The sequence below is a fragment of the Helicobacter apodemus genome (genome assembly GCF_003097575.1).
In the GTDB taxonomy this organism is placed as follows: domain Bacteria; phylum Campylobacterota; class Campylobacteria; order Campylobacterales; family Helicobacteraceae; genus Helicobacter_D; species Helicobacter_D apodemus.
This window is the reverse complement of record NZ_CP021886.1, coordinates 1,038,077-1,053,825: the sequence shown is the minus strand read 5'-3', so window position 1 is coordinate 1,053,825 and position 15,749 is coordinate 1,038,077. Positions and strand designations below refer to the sequence as shown.

At 33.2% G+C, this 15,749-nt stretch carries 13 protein-coding genes and 2 pseudogenes; all 15 read left to right on the top strand.

What is annotated here, in order from left to right; all coding sequences use genetic code 11:
- The first annotated feature begins 18 nt into the window (after nucleotides 1-18).
- The 15 genes and pseudogenes from CDV25_RS05200 (at nucleotide 19) to CDV25_RS05135 (ending at nucleotide 15,748) form a co-directional block, all read left to right on the top strand.
- Complete coding sequence (locus CDV25_RS05200; protein ID WP_108911053.1) at nucleotides 19-1,260, top strand: M16 family metallopeptidase; 1,242 nt, start codon at nucleotides 19-21, stop codon at nucleotides 1,258-1,260.
- Entirely contained in the window at nucleotides 1,261-3,063 is a 1,803-nt protein-coding gene (gene recG, locus CDV25_RS05195) for an ATP-dependent DNA helicase RecG (protein WP_108911052.1), read from the top strand.
- Nucleotides 3,064-3,199: 136 nt separating this feature from the next.
- Nucleotides 3,200-4,015: a plasminogen-binding N-terminal domain-containing protein gene (locus tag CDV25_RS05190; RefSeq protein WP_108911051.1), complete on the top strand. Its 816-nt coding sequence runs from the start codon at nucleotides 3,200-3,202 to the stop codon at nucleotides 4,013-4,015.
- A gap of 8 nt (nucleotides 4,016-4,023) precedes the next feature.
- Nucleotides 4,024-5,403, top strand: a complete 1,380-nt coding sequence (gene glcD / locus CDV25_RS05185) for a glycolate oxidase subunit GlcD (protein WP_108911050.1) — start codon at nucleotides 4,024-4,026, stop codon at nucleotides 5,401-5,403.
- Nucleotides 5,404-5,443: 40 nt separating this feature from the next.
- The gene (fabZ, locus tag CDV25_RS05180) at nucleotides 5,444-5,914 is read left to right on the top strand and encodes a 3-hydroxyacyl-ACP dehydratase FabZ (protein WP_108911049.1); all 471 of its coding nucleotides are present in this window, start codon (nucleotides 5,444-5,446) and stop codon (nucleotides 5,912-5,914) included.
- Nucleotides 5,911-6,716: pseudogene (gene lpxA / locus CDV25_RS05175) on the top strand (acyl-ACP--UDP-N-acetylglucosamine O-acyltransferase). The gene fabZ and the pseudogene lpxA overlap by 4 nt, the downstream one beginning before the upstream one ends.
- Nucleotides 6,709-7,959: an ATP-dependent Clp protease ATP-binding subunit ClpX gene (clpX, locus tag CDV25_RS05170; RefSeq protein WP_034553300.1), complete on the top strand. Its 1,251-nt coding sequence runs from the start codon at nucleotides 6,709-6,711 to the stop codon at nucleotides 7,957-7,959. Before lpxA ends, clpX begins: the two are co-directional and overlap by 8 nt.
- A gap of 21 nt (nucleotides 7,960-7,980) precedes the next feature.
- Nucleotides 7,981-9,014 (top strand): annotated as a pseudogene (locus CDV25_RS05165) (rod shape-determining protein).
- Between the two features lie 3 nt (nucleotides 9,015-9,017).
- A complete protein-coding gene (gene mreC, locus CDV25_RS05160; protein WP_108911048.1) occupies nucleotides 9,018-9,815 on the top strand; it encodes a rod shape-determining protein MreC in 798 nt (265 codons plus the stop codon).
- Nucleotides 9,816-9,934: 119 nt separating this feature from the next.
- Complete coding sequence (locus CDV25_RS05155) at nucleotides 9,935-11,086, top strand: hydrogenase small subunit (protein ID WP_108911829.1); 1,152 nt, start codon at nucleotides 9,935-9,937, stop codon at nucleotides 11,084-11,086.
- An 11-nt stretch (nucleotides 11,087-11,097) separates the two neighbouring features.
- Nucleotides 11,098-12,834 (top strand): nickel-dependent hydrogenase large subunit, encoded by a 1,737-nt coding sequence (locus tag CDV25_RS05150; RefSeq protein WP_108911047.1) that lies wholly within the window; start codon nucleotides 11,098-11,100, stop codon nucleotides 12,832-12,834.
- A gap of 11 nt (nucleotides 12,835-12,845) precedes the next feature.
- Nucleotides 12,846-13,517 carry a Ni/Fe-hydrogenase, b-type cytochrome subunit gene (cybH, locus tag CDV25_RS05145; protein ID WP_108911046.1) on the top strand — a complete coding sequence of 224 codons (672 nt, stop codon included), beginning with the start codon at nucleotides 12,846-12,848 and terminating at the stop codon, nucleotides 13,515-13,517.
- A gap of 14 nt (nucleotides 13,518-13,531) precedes the next feature.
- Complete coding sequence (locus CDV25_RS05140) at nucleotides 13,532-14,068, top strand: HyaD/HybD family hydrogenase maturation endopeptidase (protein ID WP_108911045.1); 537 nt, start codon at nucleotides 13,532-13,534, stop codon at nucleotides 14,066-14,068.
- A 1-nt stretch (nucleotide 14,069) separates the two neighbouring features.
- A complete protein-coding gene (locus CDV25_RS10550) occupies nucleotides 14,070-14,351 on the top strand; it encodes a hypothetical protein (protein WP_239056308.1) in 282 nt (93 codons plus the stop codon).
- A 149-nt stretch (nucleotides 14,352-14,500) separates the two neighbouring features.
- Nucleotides 14,501-15,748: a protein hydE gene (locus CDV25_RS05135; RefSeq protein WP_239056307.1), complete on the top strand. Its 1,248-nt coding sequence runs from the start codon at nucleotides 14,501-14,503 to the stop codon at nucleotides 15,746-15,748.
- Nucleotide 15,749: the final 1 nt, after the last annotated feature.

Below are 15,749 nucleotides of genomic sequence, written 5' to 3'. Positions count from 1 at the left end.
GGAATAAAAGGATTTTTAATGGCAGCTGAATTAAAGAATGTTGAAATAAAGGGTGTGGATATTCCCATTATTTATGAGCAAAATGTTCAACTTCCTTTGTTTTATGTGCAAATTATTTTTAAAGGTGCAGGAGGGATTAGTAATAAAGAGATTTATGGATTGTCGGATTTAACAAGTAGCATTTTAAATGAAGGGACTAAAGAATTGGGGGTTACGAAATTTTCTCAAAAATTAGAAGAAAAGGCTCTTTCTTTAGAGGTTGAGAGTAGATTTGAAACGATGAGTTTTACTTTAAGTGGTATGAAAAAGGAAAGTCAGGCTGGATTTAGACTCTTAAAGTCTTTACTTCAAGATCCAAATTTCACACAAGCTACTTTAGAGAAAGTAAAAGAAACTGCGCTAACTTCTCTTTTAGAAAAAGAAAGTGATTTTGACTACCAAGCTAATCGTGCTTTGAATGCCATGATTTTTAAGGATTCTCTCTTAGAATATCCATTAAGTGGGACAAAGGAATCTATTCAAAAAATTACTTTAAAAAATATTCAAGATTTCTATCAAACTTTCATTAATTTAAAATCAGCGATCGTTATTGCAGGAGGGGATATTGACTTTTTAACAATTACACAAAGCCTAAATGATGTTTTAGGGGGTTTGCCTGAAGGTAAAGCAGTGCAAATTAAGCCTATCAAAGTTCATCAAGATGAAGGGTATAAACGGCAAGTTAAAGATACCAAACAAGCTTATATTTATTTTGGTGCTCCTTTAGAGGTTAAAGATGTTCAAAAAGAAATTGCAAGGGTTAAAGTTGCCTCTTTTGTTTTAGGTGGAAGTGGTTTTGGTAGTCGCATGATGGAAGAAATTCGTGTTAAACGTGGATTAGCTTATTCTGCAGTTATGCACTTAAATGCAGGTCAAACAATTTCTTATGCACAAGGCTATTTGCAAACAAGTATTGATAATGAAAAAGAGGCTAAGAGTATTGTTAAAGAAGTTATAAAGGAATTTATACAAAAGGGGATTACACAACAAGAATTACAAGAAGCTAAACAATATTTATTAGGTAGTGAGCCATTGCGTAATGAAACACTCTCGCAAAGATTAAATGCTGCTTTTAATAATCATTATAGAGGCTTGCCGCTTGATTTTAATCATAAAGTTTTACAAGAAATTGCAAACCTTAAACTTGAGGATGTCAATGCTTATATTAAAAATCACCAAGAGATTTCTGCTTTAACCTTTTCTGTTGTGAGTGCGGATTAATTGGAGATTCCAGAGAGTATTAAAAAGTTAGGTATTCAAACCTTTTTTGGATTTGTGCTTCATTTTACTCCTAAAGGCTATACCAATAGTTATTTATCCCAAACTTTAGAGGCAAATACCCAAGTGGTGTTAAAAATAGAGGTGTTAAAATATTTTTCTTATAAAGCCGCTAAGGTGCTTTGTTATGCTTCTTTGTTTGATAGAGAAATAGAGCTTGTTATTTTTAATCCAAAGCCTTATCATAAAAATATATTCATTCCAGGTGAGCATCTAATAATCAGTGGCAAAATACAAAAAAATGGTGGATATTATACGCTTATTCAGCCAAAAATATTAAAATCTTTAGAGGGGATTTTTCCAAATTTTGGCACAAGGGGGACTCAAGAAAGCTTGTTGCGTGATTTTTCTAAAAATATTTCTTTGCAATCTTTGCAAAGTTTTTACCCAAGGATTCCTGTAAAATATTTAAAAGCTTTATTAATGATTTATCAACCTAATCTTGATTTCTTTGAATCTTTTCAAAAACAAGGAGGATTTTTTGGGGATTTTTTAGATGCTTTGAAGTTTGTAGAGATTTATGAATATATGCGGAAGTTAAAAACTAAAAAGAGGGAATTTCAAAGTTTAAAGTCTCTGCAAGGAGAGATTGAAGGTTGGATAGATTCTTTGCCTTTTAAATTAACTTTAGGTCAGATGAAGGCTATTTATGAAATTAAACAATCTCTTGCTAGTAACAAAGCTGCAAGAAGGGTTATTATAGGGGATGTTGGGTGTGGAAAGACTTTGGTTATTTTTGCTTCAGTGCTAATGGCATATCCTAACAAGAGTTTATTAATGGCTCCAACTTCTATATTGGCTAGACAAATCTATGAGGAGTCTCAAAAGTTTCTACCTCCTTTTATCAAAGTTGCTCTATTCACTCAAGGTGCTAAAGAAGGGGATTTGCATACTAGTGATTTTCTTATTGGCAGTCACGCACTTTTATACCAGGATTTGCAAGATTATTCTTTAGTGATGATTGATGAACAGCATCGTTTTGGAACTGCACAACGTAACACTTTAGAGAGAAAATTTGAGAAAGACTTGAAACGTCCTCATATTTTGCAATTTTCTGCAACTCCTATTCCTAGAACTTTGGCAATGGTTCAGTCAAATTTTTTAGATTTTAGTTTTATAGAAGATTTGCCTTATAAAAAGGATATTGATTCAGAGATTATTCATAAGCAAGATTTTAAAAAACTTTTAGTCCATATCCATAAAGAAATTGTTAAAGGGTATCAGATTATTATTGTGTATCCTCTGGTGGAGGAGGGCAAAGATGCAGATTATGTCCCTCTAAAGGAGGGAGAAATATTTTGGAAAAAACATTTTCAAGGGGTGTATGTTACCTATGGCAAGGATAAAGCTAAAGAGTTGGTGTTAGAAGAATTTAGAGATAAGGGAAATATTTTACTCGCAACAACGCTCATAGAGGTGGGAATTTCTTTGCCTAAACTTTCTACTATTGTAATTGTAGGTGCAGAACGTTTAGGGTTAGCAACTTTGCACCAATTAAGGGGCAGAGTTAGTCGTAATGGATTAAAAGGTTATTGTTTTTTATATACTAATAAAGATAAAATAGAACGTTTAGAGAGGTTTTGCCAGATACAAAATGGGTTTGAAATTGCTAAGTTGGATTTACAATATAGAAATAGTGGGGATTTATTAAATGGCGAGCAACAAAGCGGAAAACAATTTCTTTGGATAAATTTAAACTCTGATGAATCGATTATAAAAATAGCTAAAGAGAGTTTGGGTGGGTGAGAGTTAAGAGTTTAAGTATAGCTTCTTAGAGCCCTTCTTTAGTTTATTTGAGTATATTTATTAAAATTTACATTCTTTAAAGAAAAAGTTTATTATAATCCAAGCACTAAGATTCTATATATTTAGGGCTTGATTTATGAGATATTTTGGACTTTTAATAATATCTGTATTTTTTAATATTTTTGCTTTTGCCTCCCCTTTTGGCAATAAACTTATTGTTCCAATTATTGAAATGGATGAAGATTCTCAACATTATGCTTATGTTCCAGCTTTTGACTTAAAAGTAGGCGAGAGTGGTGAGATTATTCGTTGGTTTAATAAAGATCGTTCTGGAATTGTAGCTAAAGCTGCAGTTATTGAAATTAAAGACAATAAAGCAAAAATTGCTTTTGAATCTTTTAAAGGTTTTGAACAAAAGGCATTCCCAATACCCCTTTTAACTCCACAAAAGGGTGATGAGGTAATTTTTAGAGCTTTTAATGATAGAGCTTTTCTTATTGCTCCTACCCAAGAAATTTATGAGAAGATTAATGCTGCTTATCCTGATATAACTTGGCTTCATCCTGATTTGTTTGCTGCTTATTTAATGGATATTGGACATACTGCACCTGTTAAAGGAGATTTTAGGCAAATATGTTTGCAATATGCTACGGGTGTCGTATATTTAGTTAATCTTAATGAAGGGCAAGTTTTAGATTGTCAAACCTTTAGTGTGCTAAAGAAAGATTATATTACTGGGAGAGCACCCATTCAAGAGAGAGTCCTTCCCTTTTATTCGCGTATAGGGGATGTAAATAGTAATTGGTTTTCTTATATTATTAATGATGTTAAAACTCAAGATTATTATTTGTATTTTGACGCACTTTTAAAAGGTGAGATTAAGGATGAGGATGCAACATTTTTTGGACGTATTACTAATTATTTCACTCAAAGCATTAAGAATATCTTTTAAGGTTTAAAATGACACAAGAGCAGATTAGGGATTTAAGGGCTATTGTTGGAGAGGAAGATTGTTTTGATGATAAAGCTCACTTAAGTGCTTATTGTTATGACGCAACAAGAGAAAGAAAATATCCTGAATGTGTCGTGTTTCCTCATAATGAAGAAGAAGTGAGTAAAGTTGTAAAATACTGCAATGATTATAAAATCCCTATTGTTCCACGTGGTGCTGGTAGTGGATTTACAGGAGGGGCATTAGCAGTTGGTGGCGGTGTAGTTTTAGCCTTAGAAAAGTATATGAATCAAATTTTAGAAATTGATATGGAGAATATGGTAGCAAGAGTGCAACCTGGTGTTGTTAATATGCAACTTCAAAAGGCAGTAGAGGCAGTAGGATTGTTTTATCCACCCGATCCTGCAAGTGAGCATTATTCTACCTTAGGGGGTAATGTAAGTGAAAATGCAGGAGGTATGCGAGCTGCTAAATATGGTATTACAAAAGATTTTGTAATGGCTTTGCGGGCAGTTTTGCCTAATGGAAATATTATAAGGGCGGGTAAAAAGACTATTAAAGATGTGGCGGGTTATAATATTGCTGGGATTCTTATTGCTAGTGAAGGAACTTTAGGGGTTATTACAGAAATTACTTTGAAGCTTTTAAGTAAGCCAAAATATAGCAAAAGTGCTATGGGCGTCTTCCCAAGTATTAAATCTGCAATGAATGCGGTTTATAAAACAATGGCAAGTGGTGTTACGCCTGTAGCTATGGAATTTTTAGATAATCTTACCATTAAAGCTGTGGAGGAGAAATTCCATAAGGGCTTACCAAAAGAAGCAGGAGCAATCCTTATAACAGAGGTAGATGCTAATTTAGAAGAAGAAATTACTCACCAAATTACAAAGATACAAGAAAAATTTTATGAAAATGGAGCAAATGATTTTATTGTCGCGAAGAATGAGGAAGAATCTGTAAATTTATGGTTTGCTAGAAAGAATGCAAGCCCTAGTATTAGTATCTATGGAAGTAAGAAACTTAATGAGGATATTACCGTTCCTCGCTCTAAACTTCCGGAGCTTTTAGAGAGAATTGCTGAAATTTCTAAAAAATATAATGTCCTCATTCCGTGTTTTGGTCATACTGGGGATGGTAATGTGCATACTAATGTGATGGTGGATGGCACAAAAGAAGAAGAAGTTAAAAGGGGTTATGAAGCTATTGAAGAGATTTTTAAAATTACCATTGAACTTGGTGGCACATTAAGTGGAGAGCACGGCATTGGTCTTTCAAAGGCACCTTTTATGAAACTTGCTTTCACGCAAGAAGAGATGGATTTATTCCGAGCTATTAAAAAAGCTTTTGACCCTAATAATATATTAAATCCCGGAAAAATGGCATTATGAGTTTAAGATATAATATATTTATTTTTTAAGGATGTTAGATATGGTTTATGATGTGCAAAAAATTAGAGACATTCTTCCTCATCGTTATCCCTTATTGCTTGTAGATAGAATCACCTCCATTGCTTATAATAAGAACATTGAAGCTTATAAAAATATTACCATTAATGAGGAAATTTTTAATGGGCATTTTCCTATACAACCTATTTATCCGGGTGTTTATATTATAGAGGGAATGGCACAAGCAGGAGGTGTTTTAGCCTTTGTTAGTATGTTTGGTGAAGATTCTAATAACAAAGGCGATAAAATTGTATATTTTATGAGTATTGATAAGGCGAAATTTAGAAATCCTGTAAATCCTGGTGATAAACTTGTTTATAAGCTTGAAGTGGTTAAGCAAAAGGGAGGTATTTGGGTTTTGCAAGGTTATGCTTATGTGGAAGATAAGCTTGTAGCAGAAGCGGAGCTTAAAGCAATGATTATTGATAAGAACTCAAGAGAGGGTATAAAGTGAGTGTTGCAAAATCGGCCACTATCGCACCAACTGCCATTATAGAGGATGGTGCTGTTATTGGTGAGTATGTAGAGATAGGTCATTATTGCGTGATTGGTAAAGATGTAAGAATTGGGGATAATACAAAAATTTATAATCAAGTAACTATTGTAGGGAATACTACTTTAGGAAAAAATAACGAAATTTTTCCTAATGCAGTGTTAGGAACGAAACCTCAAGATCTTAAATATCATAATGAGCCTAATGCACTTATTTTTGGGGATAATAACAAAATTCGTGAATTTACAATGATTAATCCTGGCACAGAGGGTGGAGGGAGTAAAACTATTATTGGGAATAATAATCTTCTTATGGCTTATGTGCATATAGCTCATGATTGTATTGTTGGAGATGCTTGTATTTTAGCTAATGGTGTTACCTTAGGTGGTCATATTATTATGGGGAGTCATATTAATATTGGTGGATTAACCCCTATTCACCAATTTTGCAAAATTGGAGATTATGCGATGGTGGCTGGAGCAAGTGCTTTATCTCAAGATATACCCCCTTTTGTTTAGCAGAGGGAAATCGTGCGGTGATTCGAGGATTAAATTTACACCGCTTAAGAAAAAACTTTGAGCATCATCAAGTTGATAAGATTCATAATGTTTATAAGCGTTTATTTTTTGGGAATAAACCTATTAAAGAAATAGCACAAGAAATTTTAGAAGAAAATTATAAGGATGAAAATATTTTTAAAATGTGTGAGTTTATTATCCAATCAACAAGGGGAATCCCTTTTATAAGGAGGAATGATGAGTGAGAGAGTGTGTGATTTTTGTAAATCTGAAGAAACACATAATAATCCTGTTATTTCAGGTAATAATGTTTGTATTTGTAAAAATTGTGTGATTGCCTCTTATAAAATACTTTTTGGTGAGAGTGATTTTAATCCTTATGTAGATACTGAAAGTATAAAGGAATTTGAAGAAAATATTACTTTACTTCCGCCAAAAGAGTTAAAAATTATTTTAGATGAGTATGTAATCGGACAAGACAAAGCCAAAAAAGTTTTTAGTGTTGCTGTTTATAATCATTATAAAAGGATTATGCAAAATATTGAAGATGATGATACAGAAATTGCTAAGTCTAATATTTTATTAATTGGTCCAACAGGCAGTGGAAAAACTCTAATGGCACAGACTTTAGCGAGATTTCTTAATATCCCTATAGCCATTTGTGATGCAACGAGTTTAACAGAGGCAGGATATGTTGGAGAGGATGTAGAAAATATTTTAACAAGACTTATTCAAGAAGCTAATGGAGATGTTCAAAAGGCACAAAAAGGAATTGTTTTTATTGATGAGATTGATAAAATCTCACGGCTTTCTGAGAATCGTTCTATTACTCGGGATGTCTCTGGAGAAGGAGTGCAACAAGCACTTTTGAAAATCATTGAAGGTAGTGTTGTTAATGTTCCTCCCAAAGGAGGTAGAAAACACCCTAATCAAGATTTTATCCAAATTGATACCAAAAATATTTTATTTATTTGTGCAGGTGCTTTTGATGGATTAAAAGATATTATAGAAAAAAGGATAGGTGGTAATACTTTGGGGTTTAATAACTGCATAAACTCTATACAACGAAGTGGAACAATTTTAGAATATGTAGAACCTGATGATTTAGTAAATTTTGGATTAATTCCTGAACTTATTGGGCGTTTGCATATGGTAGCTACCTTGCAAGATATTGACAAAGAAGCAATGATGAATATTTTACAAAAGCCAAAAAATGCTTTAGTTAAGCAATACCAAAAACTTTTTGCTTTAGATGGAGTTCAATTAACTTTTAAGTTAGAGGCTTTAGAAGAAATTGCTAATCTTGCCATAGAGCGTAAAACGGGTGCTAGGGGTTTGCGTGCCATTATGGAAGATGTGATGCTTGATATTATGTATGAATTGCCTGAATTAAAAGAATATGAGGTGGTAATTACTAAAGAGGTGATTTTAAAGAAAGCAAAACCTATGTTAGTTAAACACAAAAAAACAAATAAAAAAAGTGCCTAAATTTATTAAAAGAGAGAGAATATGTTGATAGATAAAATAATTGGTTGGTTTTCACATGATATTTCTATAGATCTTGGGACAGCAAACACTATTGTGCTTATCAAGGGTCAAGGTGTTATTATTAATGAACCTTCTGTGGTGGCTGTGCAAAATGATCGTTATGGCAAAAATAAAGTCTTAGCAGTTGGGCACGAAGCTAAAGAAATGGTTGGGAAAACACCAGGGAGCATTTTAGCGGTTCGTCCTATGAAAGATGGCGTTATTGCAGATTTTGATATGACAGAGAAAATGCTTCGTTATTTTATTGAAAAAGCCCATAAAAGAAAGGCTTTAATGCGTCCTAGAATTATTGTGTGTGTGCCTTATGGGCTAACAGGGGTTGAAAGAAAGGCTGTAAGAGAGTCGGCTATTAGTGCAGGTGCTAGAGAGGTATTTTTAATTGAAGAGCCTATGGCAGCAGCTATAGGTGCTGGACTACCCGTTAAAGAACCAAAAGGAAGTTTGGTTGTAGATATTGGAGGGGGACGACAGAAATTGGAGTTATATCACTTGGTGGATTGGTAATTTCAAAATCTTTAAGAACGGCAGGAGATAAGCTAGATAATGCAGTTGTGGATTATGTGCGTCGTAAATATAGTTTGCTTATTGGGGATAGGACAGGAGAAGAGATAAAGATACAAATTGGTTCAGCTATTAGTCTTGATGAACCTCTTAATATGCAGGTTAAAGGGAGGGATCAAGTAAGTGGGTTATTAAATACTATAGAGCTAACAAGTGAAGATGTAAGAGAGGCTATGAAAGAACCCCTTAAGGAAATTTCTAATGCCTTAAAAGATGTATTAGAACAGATGCCTCCAGATTTAGCGGGAGATATTGTTGAAAATGGCATTGTTTTAACCGGTGGAGGGGCTTTGATTCGAGGTTTAGATAAATATCTTTCTGATATTGTCAAATTACCTGTTTATGTTGGTGATGAACCATTATTATGTGTTGCAAAAGGAACGGGAAAGGCTTTAGAGGAAATCGATGTTCTTCAGCAACTATCTTATGAGTAGTGAATGAAAAAAGTCTTTCTTTGGATTGTTTTTATTGCTGTTACGCTTTTTGTTTCTACAAAAGTATCTAAAGAAATTCATTCAGAAGTCTTGCGTCTTAGCAGTGCTATTAAAATAGGAATCTTAAATATTAATAATAATATCATTAATACTATTACGCGTCATTTCCAGCAAGCGGAGCAAATCAAGTATTTAAACAATGAATTAAGGGATAAGCAACAAATTGAATACTTTTTTAATGCTTTAAATGTAGAATATAAAGAACTTTTAGAATCGGTTTCTTCAAGGTTACCAATAGATTTGCCAAATATTCATTTTGTTCGTAATATTTCGTATGTGGATATGAATAATTATGCAAAGATTTGGTTGCAATCTGATTTTGATAAGAAGCCTGATGATAAGCTTATATTTGGGCTTATACATAATAACGTTGTGGCGGGAATTGCCAAATTTGAAAATCATCGCCTTATAGGTTATTTAAATGGTGATGAGAAATGTACCTATAGCACGGTAATTGGTGAAAATAAAATACCGGGTATTGCAAAGTATGATGCTAATAAAGGCTTTATTGTGGATTATATCCCTCTTTTTCCTCCTGTGCAAATAGGAGATATTGTTTATACAAGTGGCTATGATAATATTTTTTATCCTGAAATTTTAGTGGGAGAAGTTCAGAGTGTAGAGTATAGGCAAGGTTATCAAGTTGCACTTATTAAACCTGCTTTGGATAAAGTTGCACGATTTTATTGGCTTATAGATATTCAAAACTATGATATAGAAATCGGGAATGAAGATTCGTAAATATAATTTTATAACTTTGAGTTACATAATAATTTTTTATAACTTAGTATTTTTTAAGCATAAAAGAGATAAATTTAATTTTATCAAAAAAATCATAGTATTAAGGAGATGATATGGAGATGCAAAGAGAACAAGTCCTTCTTGAAAAGGCACAAAAGAGACTAGAAGAGATTCATAAAATCCCTGCCCTTAAAAAAGGGAATAGTATAACTAAAGCTTTAAGGCGAAATGGAATCTCACGAAGAGATTTTATGAAATGGGCAGGAGCAATGACTGCTATGCTTTCACTTCCTGCAAGTTTTGTTCCTCTTACTGCAAAAGCGGCTGAAGTAGCCGATAGATTACCTGTTATTTGGCTGCATATGGCAGAATGCACGGGTTGTAGTGAGAGTTTGCTTAGAAGTGATGGACCAGGCATTGATAGTTTGATTTTTGATTACATCTCTTTAGAATACCATGAAACACTTATGGCAGCTTCAGGATTTCAAGCAGAACATAATTTAGAAGCTGCTATTGAAAAATATAAAGGTCGTTATGTGTTAATGGTGGAGGGAGGAATCCCTACTGGATTAGAAGGGCAGTATCTAACTATTGGGGCACATGGAAAGACGGGTTGGCAAGGCACTGTAGAGGCAAGTGAACACGCAGCAGCTATTTTTGCAATTGGCACCTGTTCTAGCTTTGGTGGAATTCAAGCAGCTAATCCAAATCCAACAGCAACAAAACCTTTAAGTCAAGTTATTAATAAACCAGTGATTAATGTTCCTGGTTGTCCGCCAAGTGAAAAAAATATTGTTGGTAATGTTATTCATTTTATTCTTTTTGGGACATTACCAAGTCTTGATGCATTTAATCGTCCAAAATGGGCTTATGGACTTAGGATTCACGATCTTTGTGAGAGAAGAGGGCATTTTGATGCAGGAGAGTTCGTGCAAGCTTTTGGGGATGATGGTGCAAAAGATAGTTATTGTCTCTATAAAATGGGTTGTAAAGGACCTTACACTTTTAATAATTGTTCTAAGCTCCGTTTTAATTCCCATACAAGTTGGCCTATTCAAGCAGGGCATGGTTGTATAGGCTGTAGTGAACCAAATTTTTGGGATACAATGGGTCCTTTTGAAGAGCCTATGGCTAATAAGCTGTATAATACACCATTCTTTGGTGGTGCAGATAGAACCGCTGATAATATTGGGATTACTTTGCTAGGTGCTGCTGCAATTGGTATAGCAGCTCACGCAGTATTAACTAATATCAAAAAAGATAACCAATAAAGGAGGGGCTTATGTCAAAAAGAATTATTGTTGATCCTATTACTAGAATTGAAGGACATTTAAGAATTGAAGTGATTGTTGATGATAATAATGTTATTACTGATGCCTATTCTAGCTCCACTCTATGGAGGGGTATTGAAGTTATTGTGAAAAATAGAGATCCTAGAGATGTTGGTTTTATGGTGCAAAGAATTTGTGGAGTTTGCACATTTTCTCACTATAAAGCAGGGATTTCAGCAGTAGAGGATGCTTTAGGGATTCAAGTTCCTTTTAATGCAGAAATGGTTCGCTCTTTAATGAATGTTTCTTTGGTCTTACACGATCATTTAGTGCATTTTTATCATCTACATGGGCTTGATTGGTGTGATATTACTTCTGCCCTTAAAGCAGACCCAAAAAAAGCTTCAGAACTTGCCTTTAAATATGTAGATAATCCTATTGCTGCAGGAGCAGATGAGTTAAAAGCAGTTCAAGAGCGTGTGAAGAAGTTTGCAAGCTCTAAACAAGGTCTTGGTCCCTTTGCTAATGGTTATTGGGGGCATAAGACTTATAGATTTTCACCCGAGCAAAATCTTATTGTTTTATCCCATTACTTAAAGGCTCTTGAAGTTCAAAGGGTGATGGCTCAACTTATGGCAATTTTTGGGGCTAAACAGCCTCATCCTCAGAGTCTAACTGTGGGTGGAGTTACTTGTGTAGTAGATATTTTAGATCCTACAAGATTGGGTGATTGGCTAACAAAGTATAAGGAATGTGCAGATTTTGTAAATCGTGGTTATTATGCAGATATTGTAATGGCAGCAGAGGTTTATAAAAATGAACCTAGTGTTTTAAAGGGTTGTGGAGTAAGAAATTTCCTCTGTCACGCAGAGATACCTATTAATAGAAAAGAAACTTTATATAGCACTGGTATTGTAAGAAATGGTGATATTTCAAAGCTTTATGACTTAAATGAGGAGTTAATCACAGAGGAAGCTACACATTCTTGGTATAAAAATAATCAACCACTTCACCCTTATGATGGAGAAACAGAGGCTAATTATACAGGTTTTGTTGATGCTGATACCATTGGACCAGATGGCAAACCTATTCATACTAAGGCTTTAGATATTAAAGGAAAATATAGCTGGATAAAATCTCCTCGTTATGAGGGAGATGCTATGGAGGTTGGACCTTTAGCGGCTATGGTAGTTGGGTTAGCGGCGAAGAATCCTAGGATTACTCAAATTGTAAATCAATTTTTAAAAGATACTGGATTACCTGTAGAAGCTCTTTTTTCAACATTAGGAAGAACTGCAGCTAGAGCATTAGAGTGCAAACTCTCTGCTAATTATGGGATTGAAGCTTTTAATTCTTTAGTTGAAAATCTAAAAACTGGCGATCAAAGTACTTGTGCTCCTTATAAAATTGATAATAATAAAGAATATAAAGGGCGTTACATTGGTAATGTTCCTAGAGGGACGCTTAGCCATTGGATTAGAATCAAAAATGGCGTTGTATCTAATTATCAATGTGTTGTTCCTAGCACTTGGAATGCTGGACCAAAAGATTCAAAAGAGCAAATGGGACCTTATGAATTTTCTTTAATTGGTACTAAGATTGAAGATATTACGCAACCTTTGGAGATTATTCGCACTATCCATTCTTTTGATCCTTGTATCGCTTGTTCTGTGCATTTAATGGATACAAAAGGGAATGAAATAGGGCAGTATAAAATTGATCCTATTGCTACGAATCTTAAATGCTAAAGGAGAAGAATATGGAGACAAAATACCGATCCATTTATGAGTTTTCAAGACTTACAAGGATATTCCATTGGATAAGAGCTTTTTCTATTTTTGCATTAATAGCAACAGGCTTTTATATTGCTTATCCTTTTTTAGCACCGAATAATTTTACAGGAGAGCCAGTGGGCTTTTTATATGCTTTAATGCGTAGTTGGCATCTTATTTTTGGCTTTTTGCTAATTGCGGTTTCAATTTTTAGGATTTATATTTTTCTCTTTTCTAAAGAATGCCATATTGAAAGACGTTCATTTTTAGATCTTATTAATCCTATTGTATGGGTTAAGATTATAGGGAATTATTTATTTATAGCAGCGCATCCTCATATAAAAGGAGCTTATAATCCCATTCAGCTTGTAACTTATATAGGTGTGATGTTTTTAATTCTTTCTATTTCTCTTACTGGATTAATCTTATATGCACATGTTTTTCACGAAGGGCTTGGTGGATTTTTATCTTTTCTTAGACCTTTAGAGGTATTATTTGGAGGTATTGCAAATGTTAGAGGGATACATCATATATTAACTTGGGCATTTATTATCTTTCTTCCTGTGCATATCTATATGGCAGTTTGGAATGCAACAAGATATCCCGGAGCTGGTGTTGATACCATTGTTAGTGGCTATAAATTTGAAAAAGATGGGTAACATTAAGGTAATTTTTGAAGATTTTAATTCTAGGCATAGGTAATATTTTATTTGGAGATGAAGGTATTGGAGTTCATCTCTCAAATCTTCTTAAAGTGAATTATGCTTTTAGCGGAGAGAGTAGCGTTGATATTGTCGATGGAGGCACTATGGCACAACACCTCATTCCGCTTATTACTCAATACCAACAAGTTTTAATTTTAGATTGTATAGATGCTAATGATGCAAAAGTTGGTGATGTTTATTTTTTTGATTTTAGTGCTGTTCCTAATAATATTACTTGGGCTGGAAGTGCTCATGAAGTTGAAATGTTGCAAACTTTGAAGATGATTGAAATGTTAGGAGACTTACCACCTACAAAAGTCTTAGGTGTGAAACCTTTTATTATTGGCACAGACCCAACTTTTGAATTATCTCAAGAAATTTTGCAAGCAGCAAAAATTATGGAAGCAAAAACTATTGAATATTTAGAATCCTTAGATGTAAAAGTTTGTAAAAAAAATAATCAAAATTTGCAAGAGATTGCGCATTTTTCTTATAAGGGCTATTAAAGTGAATATTTCTCTAGTTTTTGGTTTTATTGAAGAATTCCATAATTCGCAAAATGTTAAGAATTTTATTTTAAAAATTTTGGATAATGCGCTTATGCAACATTCTCTAAAGGGTAGATTCTATGGTGATGATAAAGAGTTTTTTCTGCAAGTTTGTGGTGAAGAATCTGTTGTTTTAGAATTTAGTGATTATTTATCAAAAGTTATCCCGTTATCTTTGCAATGGGGTTTTAAAGAAATGAGGGTATTAGAAGATAATCAAAGCATTAATAAACCCCTTTAGAGACTTCTTATAATATCCCCTCTTTGTATCTGAGTGCTTTGGAGTTACAGGCAATAAGCAGTAGGAAAAGTGAAAATTTTTGTAATTTATGGGGAGATTTTATTAATTTTGCTCAAACTCCTTTGAATTTTTTTAATAATGAGACTGAGATGCTTATAAATTCAAAGGTTTTATTAGAAGATTCTTTGGGGCATTTAGCCCAAGCTTTAAAGAAAGGAGAGAGGGTTTTTTTAAAGACTGTTTATGGAAAAAAAGAATTGGTTTTACTAGATGAAAAAAATCCTAAAAAAATAGAAGGTGATTATTGGTTTATGCCTTTTTGTTTGAATAATGCTCAAATAATTTTTAAAGCTTCTAAAGAAGAGCTGCAAGCTTTAGCAACTTTAGAAAAGCCTCTTATAAGGCTAAAGCCAAAATCCATTTTTACAGAGTTTTTTTCCCAATCTTTTGTAGCGTGTGTTTTGCCCTATGAACCGCTTTTAGTGCTTTTGACAAAATTTTTAGAAGAGTATAGTGGTTTGTATTTGTTACCGCTAAAAGAAGAAAAAATAAGGCTTGGTCTTTGTTATTTCATTACTCAAGAGTCCTCCCCAGTTTTGATTAGTGTGGGTAAAAACTCTTTAATTCTCCAACATCGTTTTGAAGAAGCAAAAGACATTTCTTATGCCACTATGAAAGAATTTGAAAAAGCTCTTTTAAGAGAAAAATTAGAAAAAGTGAATCTACTCTATTTAGGTAGAGGTCAAACGCGTTTTATGCTTTATTTTAATCAAAGTTTTAAAGAACCATTAGAATTTGCTTTTGAATCTAATATTGCTTTAAGGATTGATGAATTAAAGGTATTTAATAAAACTACACAATCTTTGTTGAAAAATTTTACTAAGGAAAATCAAGATTTAATAAGGGAATTAGAGACTTATTCTAAAGAATCAAAAATATCTTTTAATCTTTTAGAGTTAATAGGGATGTGCGGTATTTTATTGGATTTTAAAGTAGATTCTATGGATTTAATGTTGCTTGCTTATGAAGTTTTAGAGTGTGCATCAAATTTTGTTGGGCAAAAAGGACCTCGTATTGATTTTAAATTAGAACGTAATGAAGAAGGGAAAGTGTATCTTGATACTTTGAAAACTTTGCGTTCTGTTATGAGTTTTAAATTAGCAGGAGTAGAAAAAGAATTATTGTGTTTTGGGATTATAGATTCTTTTGCAGAATTTTTTGCTAATTTTAGTAGAGATATGGAAGAGAGCTATAATACCAAAGGTATCATTGTTTGTGGCGAGATATTTTTAAATAAACAATTCCTTGATCAATTTATCCATTATTTACCTAAAAATTCAGAAATTTTTTCTACCTCAATCATTGATTTTTTTACTATAAATTTAATTTCTAATTGAG